The 17671-nt window shown below is 72.1% G+C and carries 10 protein-coding genes; 5 read left to right on the top strand and 5 right to left on the bottom strand.

The window, feature by feature from the left end; translation table 11 throughout:
- Nucleotides 1-91 precede the first annotated feature (91 nt).
- From ACYVLT_RS28135 to eccE, 3 genes are all read right to left on the bottom strand, one after another.
- The gene (locus ACYVLT_RS28135; protein WP_461123225.1) at nt 92-1654 is read right to left on the bottom strand and encodes a S8 family peptidase; all 1563 of its coding nucleotides are present in this window, start codon (nt 1652-1654) and stop codon (nt 92-94) included.
- A gap of 250 nt (nt 1655-1904) precedes the next feature.
- Nucleotides 1905-2609 carry a hypothetical protein gene (locus tag ACYVLT_RS28130; RefSeq protein ID WP_461124141.1) on the bottom strand — a complete coding sequence of 235 codons (705 nt, stop codon included), beginning with the start codon at nt 2607-2609 and terminating at the stop codon, nt 1905-1907.
- A 14-nt stretch (nt 2610-2623) separates the two neighbouring features.
- Entirely contained in the window at nt 2624-3919 is a 1296-nt protein-coding gene (eccE, locus tag ACYVLT_RS28125; protein ID WP_461123224.1) for a type VII secretion protein EccE, read from the bottom strand.
- A 171-nt stretch (nt 3920-4090) separates the two neighbouring features.
- Between eccE and eccB the strand changes: the two genes are divergently transcribed.
- The 3 genes from eccB to ACYVLT_RS28110 all read left to right on the top strand — a co-directional run bounded on the left by eccB (nt 4091) and on the right by ACYVLT_RS28110 (nt 7246).
- Nucleotides 4091-5731 (top strand): type VII secretion protein EccB, encoded by a 1641-nt coding sequence (gene eccB, locus ACYVLT_RS28120; RefSeq protein ID WP_461123223.1) that lies wholly within the window; start codon nt 4091-4093, stop codon nt 5729-5731.
- 70 nt (nt 5732-5801) lie between these two features.
- Nucleotides 5802-6170, top strand: a complete 369-nt coding sequence (locus ACYVLT_RS28115; RefSeq protein WP_461123222.1) for a hypothetical protein — start codon at nt 5802-5804, stop codon at nt 6168-6170.
- Nucleotides 6170-7246 carry a WXG100 family type VII secretion target gene (locus ACYVLT_RS28110; protein WP_461123221.1) on the top strand — a complete coding sequence of 359 codons (1077 nt, stop codon included), beginning with the start codon at nt 6170-6172 and terminating at the stop codon, nt 7244-7246. Before ACYVLT_RS28115 ends, ACYVLT_RS28110 begins: the two co-directional genes overlap by 1 nt.
- A 166-nt stretch (nt 7247-7412) precedes the next feature.
- On the opposite strand, the gene mycP is transcribed toward ACYVLT_RS28110, so the two are convergent.
- The gene (mycP, locus tag ACYVLT_RS28105; protein WP_461123220.1) at nt 7413-8834 is read right to left on the bottom strand and encodes a type VII secretion-associated serine protease mycosin; all 1422 of its coding nucleotides are present in this window, start codon (nt 8832-8834) and stop codon (nt 7413-7415) included.
- 7 nt (nt 8835-8841) lie between these two features.
- A complete protein-coding gene (gene eccD, locus ACYVLT_RS28100) occupies nt 8842-10236 on the bottom strand; it encodes a type VII secretion integral membrane protein EccD (protein WP_461123219.1) in 1395 nt (464 codons plus the stop codon).
- 310 nt (nt 10237-10546) lie between these two features.
- On the opposite strand from eccD, the gene eccCa reads away from it, so the two are divergent.
- Together eccCa and ACYVLT_RS28090 are read left to right on the top strand one after the other, a co-directional pair.
- Entirely contained in the window at nt 10547-14551 is a 4005-nt protein-coding gene (gene eccCa, locus ACYVLT_RS28095) for a type VII secretion protein EccCa (RefSeq protein ID WP_461123218.1), read from the top strand.
- Between the two features lie 160 nt (nt 14552-14711).
- A complete protein-coding gene (locus tag ACYVLT_RS28090) occupies nt 14712-17471 on the top strand; it encodes an AfsR/SARP family transcriptional regulator (RefSeq protein WP_461123217.1) in 2760 nt (919 codons plus the stop codon).
- The last annotated feature ends 200 nt before the right edge of the window (nt 17472-17671 follow it).

Genomic DNA, 17671 nt, shown 5'->3' with positions numbered 1-17671 from the left:
ATGTAATTCCTGACCAGGTGAAACGCGAAGCGGCCCCGCGCCGGTGGAGTTGGCGTGGGGCCGCTGTCGGGCGACTGGATCAGGCGACCGCTTACAGGTCGAGGGTCCAGGTGTCGATGTAGCCGGTGTCCTGGTTGAACGCGTCACGCACGCGCAGCTGCCAGGTGCCGTTGGCGTTCTCCGCCGACAGGTTCACCGTGTACGTCGCGTCGACGTTGTCCGCGCTGTCCGAGCCGGACTGCACCTTGAGCTGCTTGACCGCACCGCTCGGCGTGATCAGGTCGATCACCAGGTCGCCCCGGTACGTGTGCTTGACGTGCACCTCGACCGTGGCCGACGAGCCGGCCTTGCCCGCGCAGTCGGTCACCGCGATCGGGCTGGAGGCGGTGCCCAGGTCCGGCACGGCCACGTCGGTCGCGTTGGTCTTGGGCGCGCAGTTGCCGGGCTGCGGGGTGGACGAGCCGACCAGGCGCAGCAGCTTGTTCGGCGAACCGGTGCCCGGGCTGCCGACCACGTTGTTCGTCGCGCCGTTGACCAGGGCGTCTCGCACCTGCTGCGGCGTGGCGGTGGGGTTGGCGGCCAGGTACACGGCCGCCGCGCCGACCACGTGCGGCGTGGCCATGGAGGTGCCGCTGATCGTGTTGGTGGCGGTGTCGTCGGTGTACCACGCCGACGTGATCGACGAGCCCGGCGCGAAGATGTCCAGGCAGGTGCCGATGTTGGAGAACGACGACCGGGCGTCGGTGTTGGTCGTGGAACCGACCGTGATGCCCTCCAGGGTGCGGGCCGGCGTCACGTTGCACGCGTTCGCGCCGTTGTCGTTGCCCGCCGCCAGGCCGTAGGTCACGCCCGACGCGATGGAGTTGCGCACGGCCTGGTCGACCGTGGCGTCCGCGCCGCCGCCGAGCGACATGTTCGCGACCGCCGGCTTCACCGCGTTCGCGGTCACCCAGTCGATGCCCGCGATGACGCCCGCGTACGTGCCGGAGCCCGCGCAGTTCAGCACCCGCACGCCGACCAGCTTGGCCTTCTTGGCCACGCCGTGCTTCGTGCCGGCGACGGTGCCCGCCACGTGCGTGCCGTGGCCGTTGCAGTCGCTGGCGTTGTTGTCGTTGTCGACGGTGTCGCGACCGGTCACCGCGCGACCGCCGAAGTCGGTGTGCGAGAACCGGATGCCCGTGTCGATGATGTAGGCGGTGACGCCCTCACCCTCGTTCGGGTAGGTGTAGGAGTTGTCCAGCGGCAGCGCGGCCTGGTCGATCCGGTCCAGGCCCCACGACGGGGTCGGCGCCTGCGTGCCGGAGATCTTCACCTCGCCGTCCTGCTGCACGTACGACACCGACGGGTCGGCGGCCAGCTTGCGGGCCTGCGCCTCGCTCATGGTGGCCGAGAAGCCGCGCACCGCGTGGGTGTAGGTGTGCTTGACGTTCGCCTGGTACTTGGCGCCCAGCGAGCCGACGCTGCTCGTGCTCATGTCCTTGAGCACGACGATGTAGCTGTCCTTGACCGCGTTGGGCGCGCCCAACCCGAGGATCTCGCCCTCCGCCGCGGCGGAGGTGAAGGTGGTCAGTGCGGCCGTGACCGCGAACGCCGTGCCCGTGGCCAGCCCGACACCGGCCAACCGTTTGGTCCAGGACGCGCGAACGTCTCCCATGGCAGGGGGTCTCCTCTTCGCAGGGTGGGTGTCCGGTCGGCGTCGCCCCCGAGCCCGGCGGACACGATGAGTTGTTCCTAGTTCGCCTCGCGGGTGAGGCGCAAGAATTTGCCGGCAAGAACCGACGAACGGCTCCTCCACAGTTTTATTCGTGCTGTGAACGAATTCGTGCGGAGAGTGACTGGACCCACACCGAAAAACGTGCCCCCGGACAACCGTCCGGGGGCACGTCGGCTTTGCCTGCGCGGGCTCAGTCGCCGCGCCGGACGGCGCCGAGGATCTGCTGCTCACCGGGCGTGGTGACCAGCCGCAACGGCCGCCACAGGTTCGTGCCGAGCGCGATCACCTGGTCGTCCTTGAGCGTGGTGAGCTGGTGGGCCATCTGCGGCGGCAACCGCCAGATCTGGCCGGCCAACTGCGCCTGCCCGACCGGCAGCCGTTGCAGCAGCACGAGGTCCGCGGAATTCGCGGTGGTCGCCGCCTGGGGGTGCAAATAGGGCAACACGTACATCGTGGTCTGCCACGGCGACCGCGGCGGGAACAACTCCTGCGGCACGTGGCCGCCGTCGTGCACGACCAGCAGCGGGCTGTCCTCCGACGGCCGGGGCAGCTCCACCGGGCTCAGCCGGCGCAGCTGCACCAGCGGCGAGGGACGGCCGTCCTGGCCCGCGCCCGCCGCGCGCACCACCGGCTGCCAGGCCGCCGGGCGACCCGTCGCGATGGTGATCCAGGCGCCCGTCGCCATCGCCCGCAACGCGATCTGGCGGGCCAGGTACAGCCCGCCGACCACGACCATGCGGGTCGGCGCGGACCGCAGCACCGAGATCGTCAGCGGTTCGCCCTGCAGGCCGGAGCCGAGCACCATGCCGCCGCGGTCGCCCGACGGGCTCACCACGTCCAGCATCTGCGGCGACACCAGGAACTCCGGCGCCACGCCCTTGCCCCGCGAGTCCATCAACCGGGAGTTGCTCACGCCACACCTCCCAGCGGCAGCGTCGCGGACAGCCCGGCGACCTGCAGGCCGTTCAACGGGGTCAGCGTGATGTCGAGCTTGTCGGCCAACGCCTTGAGCCGGTCGTCGGCGCGGTCCAGTTCGGACGGCGTCCGGGCGCTGACCCGCACCATGCCGCGCAACCCGACCTGGCCCTGCTCGCTGCTCGGCGAGATCGTCATCGACAACGTCGAGGACAGCGCCCGCACGCCGGTCAGCGCGTTCAGGTTGTTGCGCATGCCCTTGGCCGGCCAGCCGGTGATCGCGTAGCTGGCGTGGCCGACGCCACCCGCCGTCACACCGGACCACTTCTCCCGCAACGACACCGAGTTGTTCGACCCGGCCACCGAGGTCAGCTCGGCCGCCGAGATGCCCGCCCGGATCAGCTCGTCGGGGTCCAGCGGTCGGATCGAGACGCCGGTCGACTCCAGCGCGTTGCGCACGCGCGACAGCGCGCCGATCAACGCCCGGTGCGCGCCCACGACGCCGCCGCCGCGTTCCCGGATCGCCGCCGCGCACCGCCGCGGGTCCAGCCGCACCGCGATCCACGTGGTCCGGCGCGCCGCCGCGGGCAGCGGGCCGAGCACCTCCATGTAGGAGTTGAGCGCGGGCGAGTTCGCGGGCAGCGCCGCGCTGCCCGGGTAGCAGTGCCAGATCACCGAGATCGCGTCGAGCACCACGCCGCGGTCCTCCAGCGTCGGCGCGAGCGCGCCCAGCGGCAGCGACGGCGCGCTGCCCACCGCGGTGATCAGACCCGGCGCCGGGTCGACCAGCAGCACGGCGGTCCACGCGCCCTGGTGCCAGGCCATGCCCAGCGGACGGCGCTCGTGGTCGACGCCCCGTGCCACCACCAGGTCCGGCACCGCGAGGCGCAGCAACGCCACCCGCGGGTCGTCCGGGCCGATGACCGAGGACTCCTCCTCCGACGGGGGCTTCATCTCCACCGGGCCGGTGCGCTTGGCGGTGTGGCTGTGCGAGCGGAAGCTGTAGCGCACCACCAGGCCGATCCACTGGGTCAGCCAGCGGCCCCTGGACCTGGTGAACGCGAGGATCAGGGCGATCAGCACGACACCGCCCGCGACGTACATGGGCACGGGCTTGATGCCGGCACCGGTGGCGCCGACGGCCAGCAGGACCAGGCCGATGGCGACGCCGACCTCGAGCACGACCAGGTTGGCGACCGGCAGCGCGCCCAGGCTCGCGCCCGTGGTGCGGCGACGCGCCCGGAGCAGTGCCGCGCGCACGGCGCCGCCCGCCGCTTGCGCGCGCGCCATGGCGGGATTGGGCTGGCCCGGATGTGGGGTGGTCACGGACATCCGCTCTGGTTCTCTTTCCGTCGGCGTGCGCCGGGTGGACCGACCGGGTCTGACCAACCCGCACACGGACCACCCGCCGTCCGGCTATCGTGCAGACCGTACCGCGACTGGGAGAGCAGCGAGCCGAGAATGGCATCAACACCCACCACCAAGTCACAGGTCCAGGCCTACCGCTTCGTGCTGCGCAGGATGCAGTCCGCCCTGGTGCGCAGAGACGCGGTGATGCTGCACGACCCGATGCGCACGCACTCGCGCGCGACCGCGGTGGGTGTCCTGCTCGGCGTGATCGGGCTCATCGGGTTCCTGATCTTCGGCTTCTTCTCGCCGGACCCGCAGGTCGACGACCAGACGCAGATCGCCATCTCCAAGGAGACCGGTCAGGTCTACGTCGTGCACACGGTCGGCACGACCAAGACGTTGATCCCCATGACGAACCTCGCGTCCGCGCGGTTGCTGCTGCTCCAGCGGTCGACCCCGGACAAGGGGCAGGCGCAGGTGGCGGGTGGCGACGCGGCGGCGGGCCAGGTCAACGCGGGTCCGCAGGTCGCGGGCGGTGACCCGAAGCTGGTCAGCGAGAAGGCGTTGGCGAAGCTGCCCAAGGGCCGGCTGACCGGCATCCCCGACGGGCCGGACGTGCTGCCGAAGCCCGCGGACCGGATCGGTCCGGACTGGTCGGTGTGCGACACCCTGACGTTGGACGAGTCGCTGAACGACCCGTCGGCGCCGGGCAAGTTCACCACCACCGTCCTCGCGGGCTACAGCGGCGGCGGCGAGCTGCTCGACGGCAAGCGCGCCCTGCTGGTGCGCGCGGGCACCGACGACAAGCAGGCGTACCTGATCTACAAGGCGCCGCAGAACTCCAAGATCACCTCGACGTCGACGGTGCGCGCCAAGGTCGACCTCACCAACGCGAACGTGGTCACCGCGCTGAACCTGGGCCAGCAGAAGCCGCGCGCGGTCAGCTCGGGCCTGCTCAACGCGATCCCCGAGGCCAAGCCGCTGGTGGCGCCGGAGATCGCCGGCCGCGGCCAGGCGGTGGCGTACGTGCCGGGCGAGAACCTCCGGGTCGGCGACGTGATCGAGGTCTCCCGCACCGGCGCGGACTCCAAGTTCTACGTCGCGCTCAAGGAGGGTTTGCAGGAGGTCAGCAAGGCCGCCGGCGACCTCATCCGGGCCACCTACGCGCAGGGCGCCAAGCCGAAGCTGGTCGACATCGCGAAGACCAACGACGCGGAGAAGGTCAGCCAGCTCGACTTCTCCGACTACCCGTCCGAGGTGCCGGAGACGCAGGAGCCGAACCAGAACAACCGGGTGCTGTGCCTGGGCTGGCAGGCCCAGAACGTCAACTCGGACAACAAGTCGCAGCACACCAAGGTGACCATCGCGCCGTCGCTGCCGATCCCGTCGAACGTGGTGCCGGTCGAGATCAACCAGGTCGGCGCGACCGGCGAGGTCGTCAGCCAGTTCGTGATGGCGCCGGGCAAGTCGGCCGTGGTGCGCAGCGCGACGTCCACCCAGGACTTCGCCAGCGGCCCGATCCACCTGGTGACCGGTCGTGGGGTGAAGTACGGCATCCCCGACGTCGTCACCAGCGGCGCGCTCGGCCTGGGCGCGGACGGCTTCTCGCCGGGGCCCGAGTCGATCCTGCGGCTGCTGCCCAACGGGCCGCAGCTCAACCGCAACGACGCCTCCCGCAGCTGGGACTCCATCCCGGTGCCGAAGGGCAACGGCCTGCTGCCCGAGGAGAAGGCGAAGAAGCAGGGCGGTTGAGCACGAGCTTGAGCCCTTCGGCGGAACCGGCGTGGGCCGGTTCCCGTCATAGGGTGCGGGAGGTGTCCGGGTGAACGAGGTCACACGCAGGTCCGCGCCCGTGGCGACGGGCGGCGGGCAGGTCGCGGTCGACCCGCGCTGGCTGGAGCTGTACGCGAAGCGCGTCGAGGAAGCGGCCGAGGAGCTGACCCGCGCGCGGTCCGAGCTGCGGGCGGAGCCGGTGCGCGCCCAGAGCTTCGGCGAGCTGGGCCGCACGCTGCGCAACGCCGAGGCGTACGGCCGGGCCGCGGGGATGCTGAACCAGCAGCTGGACCGGGCGTGCGAGGTGCTCACGTCCGCGGCCAAGGGCTTGCAGGAAGTGGCCGAGCACTACGGCGCCCACGACGACGACGCGGTGGCGTTGATCAAGGCGGTCGACCGCCGGGCGGGGTTGGGCTGATGCGGGGCAAGGACGGCAGGCAGATCGCCGCCGAGGTGGGGCCGGAGCTGGACTACCTGTCGGGGATCAGCCGCAGGCTCGGTCTGCGCGACCTCGTGGCGGACTACTTCGCGCCGGTCGTGGGCGACTGGAACGACCTGCACGACGAGGCGGAGCGCTGGCGCAAGGCCGGGTTGGTCGCCGAGCACGTGACGCGTGACCTGACCAAGCCGCTGGGCAAGCTGGACTCGGCGTGGCAGGGCCGGGACGCGGACTCGTTCGTCGAGCACATGCAGAAGGTCGGTCTGGCCGGGCACGACATGTCCGACGCGATGCACGCGATGGGTGAGGCGCTCGACCAGACCGCCGAGGGCATCCGCGGCATCGTGGAGGACATGTCCCGGGTGTTCGCCGAGGCGGCCGACACGGTGTCCGGCGCGGCGGCGTTGCCGGTGGACGGCGACCGGCGCGTGGCGGAGGCGTTGGACGAGCTGCACGACCCGGCGAAGGAGCTGCACGAGTCGGTGCGGGACGTGCTGGAGGCGTTCCTGCGGCTGTGCGACGGCGTGTCCGGGTCGGACGATTTCGCCGACGTGAAGATGGAGCACCGCTACCCGGAGCAGAACTGGGCGTTCACCGCGCCCGAGAAGCCGACCGCGCCGACCACTCCGCCCGCCGAGACGAAACCGGCCGCAGCCGGCGGTGGCCCGGGCTCCGGTGCGGGTGCGCCGGGCGGTGGCGGTGGCGTGCCCGGCGGCGGTGGCGGCGGTGTGCCCGGCGGTGGTGTGCCCAGCGGTGGTGGAATGCCCGCTGGCGACCCCGCGGAACGGATGCAGCAGGGCGGGTCGACGGGCGTCTCCGAACCCCGTCCGGCGGAGTCCGGCCCACGTCCGGCCGCGGCCGCGGCAGCGGGTCCGTCCAGCCCGGCCGTCGGCGGCGCCGGGATGATGGGCGGCGGCATGATGGGCGGCATGGGCGCCGGCGGTCAGCAGGGCGGCGACAAGGAGCACAAGTCGAAGGTCCAGCTGGCCGGCTCGACCGAGCAGGTCTTCGGCAAGCCCAAGAAGTCCGCACCCCCGGTCCTGGGTGAAGACTGACGTCCCTGAGCGTAGAACTCACCGCTCCTGAACGTAGGACACGCTTGTTCTGAACGTAGGACACGCGCGTTCTGGACGTAGGACACGCGCGTTCTGAACGTTGGACACGCGCGAGGTCGCGACGGACGACCGACGCGACCTCGCCGCGACGCCGGAGGCGGCGCAATCAGATAGAGCGCTTAGGCTCGGTTACGCGCTTGCCGCGGTTGCGGTTGATCGTGTGCACGATGAACATCGTCAGCAGCAGCGCACCCACGCCGGCGCCCGTGCCGGACAGCGCCACGATCATCGGCGTGCTGCTGGGCGGGTTCAGCGGACCGAGGTTGGTGATCAGCTGCTCCGGTGCGGCCGGCTTCGCGCCGGGCCGTTCGGACGGCAGCTCGGCGGTCAGCGCGGCCACCGGGTTGACCATCCCGTAGCCGACCTTGTGGTCGCGGCCGCCCGGGTTGCCCGGGTGCTGCGCGGTGGCCTTGATCCGGTCCATCACCTGCCGCGCGGTCAGGTCCGGGAACCGCTCGCGCACCAGCGCGGCCACGCCCGCCACGTACGGCGCGGCGAAGCTGGTGCCCTGGATCGCGGTGAGCCGCCCGTTCGCGTCGCCGTTGGCGTCGGTCAGGCCCTGGCCCGCCGGGTCGAGGGTGACGATGTTCTCGCCGGGCGCGGCCACGCTGACCCACGGGCCCCACACCGAGAACGACGACACCTCGCCCTGCATGTTCATCGACGCCACGGACAGCACGTCGTCGGCGTACCACGGCGGCGACGCGACCACGTTGACCGTGCTCGGGTTCTGGTTGTCGTTCTGGCCCTGGCAGCCGCCCTCGGAGTCGATGTTGCCCGCGGCGGTCACGATGACGACGTCCTTGTCGTTCACCGCCCAGTTGATCGCCGCTTGCAGCTCGCGTTCCTGGTTGCTCGGCTCACGGGGTTGCTCGCACGAGGTCAGCGAGATGTTGATGACGTCGGCGCCCTGCTGCACGGCGGCCAGGATGGCCTGCGCCAGGGTGCCGACCTTGCCCGCGGACGGGCGGCTGTCGACCTTCGCCGGGTCCTCGTACTTGAAGTGCTTGCTGGTCTGCCGGAACGCCAGCACCTGCACGTCGGGCGCGGCGCCGACGAACCCGGTCGCCTCGTCCCGGCTGGCCGCCGCCACGCCCGCCACCTCGGTGCCGTGGCCGTCGCAGTCCTCGACGCCGCCCTTCTCGGTCTCGACGTAGTCGCCGCCCGCGGTGACCCGGCCGGTCAGCCGCGGGTGGTTCTTGTTCACGCCGGTGTCGATGATGGCGAGCTTCTGGTTCTTGCCGGTGGCGAAGCGGTGCGCTTCCTCCAGCCGCAGCTGCATCTGGCCCCACGGCTTGTTCGGGATGGGGCGGTTGCCCGTGCCCGAGGTGACGCACAGCGTCGCCTTCTGGTAGTTGACGTCCTCCACCGGCGCCACGGGCGGGCGCAGGAACGCCCGGTCCACCGGCGGCGGCTGCGAGTTCGGCCGGCCGCTCGGGTTCGTGGTCGACGGCTGGGCGTGCGCGCCGGGCGCGGTCACCAGGGCGACCGCCGCCGCGGTCAGCGCGGCGAACTTGCGGATGCGCATCACGGCCTCACGCGGGGATGAGCTGGCGCATGGCCACGTAGAGGTCCATCACCGCCAGCGCCAGCGGCAGCACCGCGGCGATGAGGATGGCCTCCAGGATGTCGACCGTGCGACGCAGCACCGGGGAGAACTTCTGGTTGGGGAAGATCACGCCGAGCACCAGCGCGCCCGCGCCGACCACCACCAGGGCGCCGAACACGTACAGCAGCCGGTCGGCGGGCGAGGACTCCAGCAGCCACCCCAGCAGCACGCCCGCGCCCGCGACCATGCCGCTGGCCAGCAGCGCCACCGCCTGCGCGCCGTTGGCGTAGGCCCGGCCGCGCAGCAGCAGCACCAGCGTGACCACGATCGCCAGCAGCGGGCCCCAGATGGAGCCGTCGCCCGCCGCGATCACGGCGAACACGGCGGCGATGCCGCCACAGCCGATGATCGTGCCGGTCAGGTACTCGTGCGCGTTGGCGGTGCGCCGCTCGATGACGGAGTACTCCGGGAAGCCGGTGTCCTCCTTGAGGTCCTCGGCACTGCCCGGCACGGTCGGCAGCGGCAGCTTCGCCAGCTGGATCGTCAACCGGGGCAGCGCGGACAGCATCGCCAGCGAGACGGCCGCGGTGGCCGCCGCGATGCCCTGCACCGGGTGGTCCACGAAGATGCCGACGAGGAACGCGGCGGCGCTCAGCGCGCCCGCCGTGGCGGCGGCGATGAACACCGTGATGCCGCGGCCGATCAGCATGATCGCGGCCGAGGCGAAGATCAGCACCAGCACGCTGGCCAGCAGCAGGCTGGGCCGGCCGACCGGTCCGGGCACGATGTAGAGGCCCGCGACGTAGGCCATCGGCAGGCCGCCCGCCGCGGCGATCAGCACGCCCGTGCCGGTGGCCGCGTAGGCCCGTGCCACGACCGCGCCCGCGGCCAGCGCCGCGATGGCGACCACGCCCGCGCAGATCGCCGGCGCGAGGTTGCCGCCGCCCGCGAGCGGACCGGCCATCAGCACCGCGATCGCGGCCGTGATGAGCGCGAGCGCGCCCGCGAGGTGGCCGTAGCGCCGCGCGGTGTCCTTGGTCCACGGGCGGAAGCTGTCCGGGTCGGACTCGGCGATCGCGTCGACCACGTCGTCGTACAGCGGTGGCGGCGGGTTCTCGTTGCGCTTGCGCAGCTGGAGGAGCTCGCCGTCGACCACGCCGAGCGAGGCCAGCGTGCGGCTGGGGTCGAGCGGACCCTCGCCCAGCTTGGCCAACGCCCAGCCGCCGTGCCGCACGCCACCGTCCGGAGTGGCCTCCTTGGCCATGTCCAGCAGCATCGGCAGCAGGTCGGCCACCGCGACGTCGGCGGGCAGCGCGACGTCGATACGCGTTCGCGGCGCAACCACCGTCACCCGGCTGAACACCGTCGTACCGGTCGCCACCAGCGCCCCCTAAAGTCCTGATCAGTGTGTGCTGTGGTTCCGCCCCGACCCTATTGGTCCGGTCGGGCGTGCTTCGGCCCGCCCCGGAGGAACGGACCCAGTATGGGGGCAGCGGGGCTCGTGGCAGGGCTGTTCCGCGCAACACGTTGGCCGCTGATTTCCCCGACCCCGCGTCGTGCGGGGTTGCGATGCGCCATAGTGTCGTTGCGACTGTGGCGGGCCCGCGCCCGGCCGGGGATCCGGGTGGTGCGGATCCCGGGCGCAGTCGGGGTGGTCGGTTACGGATCGATGCTGAAGAGGTGCCTGTCAGGTGAGCACGCTGCAGTTCAAGCGCACGGCACGCCTCGCCGCTCCCCGCCCACCGGGCGGTGAGGTCCACCTCGAACCACCGCCCGAGGTGCCGCGGGTCATCCCCGGCAACATCATGATGAAGGCGATGCCCGTCGTCATGATCGTGTCGTCCGTCGGCATGATGGTGCTGATGTTCAGCTACAGCGGGCGCAGCCCCGCTGCGATGATCATGCCCGGCATGATGCTGGTCTCGACCATCGGCATGATGGCCGGCGGCATGGGCAGCGGCAAGGGCCAGAAGAAGGCCGAGATGAACGAGGACCGCAAGGACTACCTGCGGTACCTCGGCCAGATGCGCGACCGCGCCCGCGAGGCGGCCAACGAGCAGCGCGCCGAGCGCGAGTGGGTGCACCCCGACCCGCAGATGCTGTGGTCCCTGGCGACCACCCGCCGCATGTGGGAGCGCAGGCAGAACGACCCGGACTTCTGCCACCTGCGCGCGGGCCGCGGCTCGCAGCGGCTGGCCACCCGGCTGGTGCCGCCGCAGACCGGGCCGGTCGAGGAGCTGGAGCCGATCGCGACGCTGGCGCTGCGCCGGTTCGTGCGCGCCCACTCGCTGGTGCCCGACCTGCCGATCTCCATCGCGCTGCGCGGCTTCGCCGCCGTCGGCCTGATCGGCGACATCGAGGAGAAGCGCGGCCTGGCCCGCGCCCTGCTGGCCCAGATGGTCACCTTCCACTCCCCGGACGACCTGCTGATCGCGGTCGTCACCACCGGCCGTACGAAGGCCGAGTGGGAGTGGATGAAGTGGCTGCCGCACGTGCAGCACCCGGCGATCGTCGACGGCATCGGGCAGATGCGGATGATGGCGGGCTCGCTGGCCGAGGTCGAGCAGATGCTGGACGAGCAGTTGCGCGACCGGCAGCGGTTCACCCGCAACGCGCCGCCGCCCGCCGACCAGCCGCACGTGGTGATCCTGATCGACGACGGCGACGTCACCCGCGAAGAGCAGATCATCCTGGAGGAGGGCCTGGTCGGCGTCACGCTGCTCGACCTGTCCGAGTCCCTGGGCAACCTCACCGCCCGCCGCGGCCTTCGGCTGGTGATCGAGGACGGCAAGCTCGGCGCGCGCAGCGCCAGCGGCGTCGAGTGGTTCGGCGGCCCGGACTGGCTGAGCGTGGTCGAGGCCGAGGCGCTGGCCCGGCGGATCTCGCCGTACCGGATCGGCGGCGTGGACGCGGGCGGCAGCGACGAGGACCCGCTGTCGATGAGCAACAACCCGCCGCTGCTGGAGTTCCTGGGCATCCCCGGCGACCCGATGACCTTCGACGTGCAGGCGGCGTGGCGGCCGCGACCGGTGCGCGACCGCTACCGGGTGCCGTTCGGCATCGGCGAGTTCGGTCAGCAGGTCGAGCTGGACATCAAGGAAGCGGCCATGGAGGGCATGGGCCCGCACGGCCTGTGCATCGGCGCGACCGGTTCCGGCAAGTCGGAGTTCCTCCGCACGCTGGTGCTGGGCATGCTGGCCACGCACTCCTCGACCTCGCTCAACATGATCCTGGTCGACTTCAAGGGTGGCGCGACGTTCCTCGGCCTGGACAAGGCGCCGCACGTCGCCGCGACGATCACCAACCTGGCGGGCGACCTCACGCTGGTCGACCGGATGAAGGACGCGATCGCCGGTGAGGTGTCGCGCCGCCAGGAAGTGCTGGCCAAGGGCAACTACAAGAACGTGTGGGACTACGAGAAGGCGCGCGAGAACGGCGCCGACCTCGACCCGCTGCCGGCGTTGTTCATCTGCATCGACGAGTTCTCCGAGATGCTGACCGCGAAGCCGGACTTCATCGACATCTTCCTCCAGATCGGCCGCGTCGGCCGGTCGCTGCAGATGCACATGCTGCTGGCCTCGCAGCGGCTGGAGGAGGGCAAGCTGCGCGGTCTGGACACGTTCCTGTCCTACCGGATCGGTCTGAAGACCTTCTCCGCCGCCGAGTCGCGCGCCGCGATCGGCGTGCCGGACGCCTACGAGCTGCCGCCCATCCCGGGTTCGGGGTACCTGGGCGTGCAGGGCTCGCCGCTGACCCGGTTCAAGGCGCTGTACGTGTCCGGCCCGTACCGGCCGGCCGGCTTGCAGGTCGCGGGCCCGTCCGCGCCGGTGACCAGCGACAAGCGGCCGCGCTACTTCGTGCCGGACTACATCGAGATCCCCAAGGAGCCGGTCCGGCCGATCGAGCCGGTCAAGCAGGAGAAGAAGGAGGACGACTCCAACGAGCCGTCCGAGCTGGAGGTCATCGTCGAGCGGCTGGTGGGCCAGGGCCCGCCCGCGCACGAGGTGTGGCTGCCGCCGCTGAACGAGCCGCCGTCGCTGGACACGCTGCTGCCGCCGTTGCAGGCGACCGAGGACCGCGGTCTGACCGCGCCCGGGTTCTTCTCCAACGGCAAGCTCCAGGTGCCGCTCGGCGTGGTGGACAAGCCGTTCGAGCAGCGGCGCGACCTGCTGTGGGCGGACTTCTCCGGTGCGGCCGGTCACGGCGCGATCGTCGGCGGTCCGCAGTCGGGCAAGTCGATGATGCTGCGGACGCTGATCACGTCCATGGCGTTGACGCACACCCCCGAGGAAGCGCAGTTCTACTGCCTCGACCTCGGTGGCGGCACGCTCGCCTCGTTGGAGAACCTGCCGCACGTCGGTGGTTTCGCCAGCCGGTTGGACGTGGACAAGGCGCGCCGCATGGTGGCCGAGCTGTCCGGCCTGATCTCCGAGCGCGAGCAGCGGTTCCGCGCGCAGGGCATCGACTCGATGGTCGAGTTCCGCAACCGCAGGCGGCGCGGCGAGATCCGCGACGACAACTTCGGTGACGCGTTCCTGATCGTGGACGGCTGGATGAACTTCCGGCAGGAGTTCGAGGCGCTGGAGCCGATGGTCCAGGCGCTGGCCGCGCAGGGTCTGTCCTACGGCGTGCACGTGGTCGTGGCGGCGAACCGGTGGGCGGAGATCCGGCCCGCGATGAAGGACCTGCTCGGCACGCGGTTCGAGCTGCGCCTCGGTGACGTCAGCGAGTCCGAGGTGGACCGCAAGGTCGCGGTCAACGTGCCCGCGGGCCGCCCGGGTCGCGGCCTGTCGCCGCAGAAGCTGCACTTCCTGACCGCGCTGCCGCGCGTCGACGCGTCGTCGGACGCGGAGAACGTGGCGGCGGGCGTGCAGGACATGATCGCCAAGGTCCGCGCCGCCTGGCGGGGCAGGCACGCGCCGCAGGTCCGCCTGCTGCCCGACCTGCTGCCGTACCAGGAGTTCATGGCGCAGGTGCAGCAGCAGCGGCCCAACCGCGGCCACCTGGTGCCGATCGGTGTCAACGAGGACGAGTTGGCGCCGGTGTACCTGGACTTCGACGCCGACCCGCACTTCATGGCGCTGGCCGACGGCGAGTCGGGCAAGACCAACCTGCTGCGCGCCGTCGTGCGCGGCATCATGACCAGCTACACCTCGTCCGAGGCGCTGATCATGCTGGTCGACTACCGGCGCACCATGCTGGGCTTCATCGACACCGACCACCTGCTGTCCTACGCGGTGTCGTCGGCGCAGCTCACGGACATGATCAAGGACGTCCGCGGCTCGATGGTCAACCGCCTGCCCGGCCCGGACGTCACGCAGGAGCAGCTGAAGAACCGCTCCTGGTGGAAGGGTCCGGAGCTGTTCGTGGTGGTGGACGACTACGACCTGGTCGCGCCGCAGGGCGGGCAGAACCCGTTGGCGCCGCTGGCGGAGTTCATCCCGCAGGCCAAGGACGTCGGTCTGCACATCGTCGCCGTGCGCCGCATGGGTGGCGCGTCGCGCGCGATGTACGACCCGATCCTGGGCAAGCTGAAGGAGATCTCGGCCCCGATCATGGTGGGTTCCGGTTCGAAGGAGGAGGGCGCGATCGTGGGCAACCTCAAGCCGTCGCCGCAGCCTCCGGGCCGGGGCACGCTGGTCACCCGCAAGCTGGGGCAGCAGCGCATCCAGCTGGCGTGGATCGACCCGGACTGAGTTGGATGGCCGCTGCTCCGCAGACGGCGACGTGGAAGGCCTCGCTCCGGCGGGGCCTTCCGCGTTTCCCACCCGAGTGGACGGTCCTCATTCGACACCCGCTGACCTCGGCGTTGTCGGTGCCCTGGCTTAAGCTTCGCCCCGCACTCAAGGGGGTGGCGTGGAGACTGGGTTCAAGGTGCTCGGGCCCCTGGAAGTCTGGCACGGCGGTGACCAGGTCGCGTTGCCGACCGGCAAGGCGCGGGTGCTGCTGGCCTGCCTGCTGCTGCGCGCCGGCCGCGTGGTGCCGGTGGACCTGCTGGCCGACCGGCTCTGGGACGACGGGTCGCTGAACCCGGCCCGCACCAGGGCGACCCTGCACATGGTGGTGACCCGGCTGCGCCAGGCGCTCGGCCCGGCGAACGTGGTGCGCACCGCCACCGGCGGGTACGTGGCGGACGTGCCGCCGCGAGCGCTGGACCTGCACCGGTTCCGCGACCTGGCGGCCGCCGGGGAGTACGCCGAGGCGCTGGAACTGTGGCGCGGCGCGCCGTTGTCGGACGTCCGGTCGGACGTCCTGCACCGGGAGGAGGTCGCGCCGCTGTTGGAGGAGCACCTGGTGGTGCTCGAACGCCGCATCGACGCCGACCTGGACGCGGGCCGGGCGGGCGAGCTGGTGGCCGAGCTGCGGACGCTGACCGGGCAGCACCCGTTGCGCGAGCGGTTCTGGGGTCAGCTGATGCTCGCGCTGTACCGCTCGGACCAGCAGGCGGCGGCGTTGGCGGCGTTCCGCGCGGTGCGCGCGATGCTGGTCGAGGAGCTGGGCGTGGACCCGGGCCCGACGCTGACCGACCTGTACGACCGGATCCTGCGCGACGACGTGCCGGGCGGCCCGGTGGTCGCACCACCGCGCCAGGCGCTGCGCCACGTGCCGCCGGCGGTGTCGCCGTTCGTCGGCCGGGAACGGGAACTGGCCGCGCTGGACGAAGCCGCGCGCGAGCCGGGCGCGGTGGTGCTGCTGCACGGCACCGGCGGTGTGGGGAAGACCGCGTTGGCGTCGAGCTGGGCGAACCGGCGGCGCGACCGCTTCGGCGACGGCGACCTGCACGTGAACCTGCGCGGGTTCGACGCCGCCGGACGTCCGGTCGAGCCGGCGGGCGCCGCCGAGGCGTTGCTCGTGTCGCTGGGCGTGCGGCCGGAGGACGTGCCGTCCGGGCTGGAGGCGCGCACCGCGTTGCTGCGCGCCACCCTGGCGGGCCGCCGGGTGCTGCTCGTGCTGGACAACGCGGCCGACAGCGACCAGGTGCTGCCGCTGCTGCCCGGCACCCCCACCGTCACCGTCCTGGTGACCAGCCGCAACCAGCTGCGCAGGCTCACCGCGCACCACGGCGTGCGCCGGATCGCGCTGCGCGAGCTGTCCGCGGCCGAGTCGACCGAGCTGCTGTCCTCGGTGCTGGGCCGTGACCGGATGAGCGCCGACCCGGTGGCGGGCAGGCAGGTCGTCGAGCGGTGCACCGGGCTGCCGCTGGCGTTGCGGGTCTTCGCCGAGCGGGTGGCCCGGTTCCCGGGCACGCCGCTGGGCGCGTTCGCGGCGGAGCTGGCCGACGAGCGGTCGCGGCTGGACCACCTCAGCGCCGACGACGGCGACGACACCGACGTGCGCTCGGTGTTCTTCTGGTCCTACCGCGCGTCGACCCCGGACGTCGCGCGCATGTTCCGGCTGCTGTCGGTGCACCCCGGTCCCGACATCGGCGTGTTGGCCGCCGCCGCGCTCGCGGGCGTGCCCGGACCGGCCGCGCGCCGCCAGCTGGAGCGGTTGGCCGCCGACCACCTGCTCGACTCCCGCACGCCCGGCCGGTACGAGTTCCACGACCTGCTCCGGGCGTACTCCAGGGAGTTGTCCGACACCGAGGACGACCGCACGGGCGCCCTGCGCGCCCTGGTGGAGTGGTACGTCCGCGCGGCCGAGGCCGCCGCCGCGCGGACGCCGTCCTACCGGCCGCGAGCCGGTGCCGCGCTGCCCGCCGAGGCGGCCGAGTTCGACATCGGCCCGGTGGCCGACCCCGGCGAGTGGGGGCGGTACGAGCTGCTCAACCTGGCGGCCGTGACCAGGGTCGCGGCCGAGCGCGGGTGGCACGAGCAGGCCTGGCGCATCAGCGACGCGGTGTGGTGGATCGTGGACCTGCTGCCCAGGGGTGACGACCTGGTGCAGATCTTCCTGACCGGCCACGACTCGGTGCGCGAGACGTCCCTGAGCCACCTGAGCGGCATCGCGACCAACCACCTCGCCTGGATCTACTCGCAGGTCAACCGGCACGACGCGGCGGTGGAGGCCTACCAGCGCGGTCTCGCGATCGCGGTGCGGGACGGCGACCGGCGGCTGGAGGGCGTGATCGAGGCGAACCTCGGCGGCGCCTACAGCCGGATCGGCCGGTACGAGCAGGCCGTCGAGCACCTCTCGCGCGGGCTGGCCGTCGCGCAAGGCCAGGACGACCACCACCGCCAGGCGGCGGCGCACTTCAACCTCGCCTACGGCCTGCTCCGGCTCTACCGGTACGAGGAGTCGCTGGAGCACGGCCGCCGGGCGCGCGCGCTCTTCGAGGGCCAGGGTGACGAGTACCACTCCGCCCGGACCACCAGCGTCACCGCGGCCGCGTGCCGGGCGATGGGGCGGTTCACCGAGGCGGAGTCGTTGCTGCGCGAGGGGATCTCGGCGCTGACGGCGTTCGCGGACCCGCTCGGGCAGTCCTACCTGTTCGACGAGCTGGGCACCGTGCTGCTGTGCCTGGACCGCCGTGCGGAGGCCCTGGAGTCGTGGCGGCGGGCGCTGGCGATCTACGACGAGTACGAGCGCGACCTGGCCGGGGTGGTGCGGTCGTGGCTGGACGACCACGAGCGGTGCGGCGCCGACACCGCGGGGCCCTCAACGGGGAGGAGCTGAGGACACCCGCGGGTCCGTCGTCACCGCGGCGTGGGGCCGGGCCGGTGAGCCGCCCCCCGACGGCCCACCACGCTCCCGGGCCGGCGCCCCCCTCGATCGGACCTCCGGCTCCGCGCCCGCTGGGGTCGCGGCGGTGAACGTGTCCACTGTGCGCGAAGCGCCTCACATTCGGCTCACGGCCGGCTCACCCGGATGCCGGG

The organism is Saccharothrix stipae, from assembly GCF_054781895.1.
The sequence above is the reverse complement of the archived record's forward strand: the minus strand, read 5'-3'. Positions and strand labels throughout refer to the sequence as shown.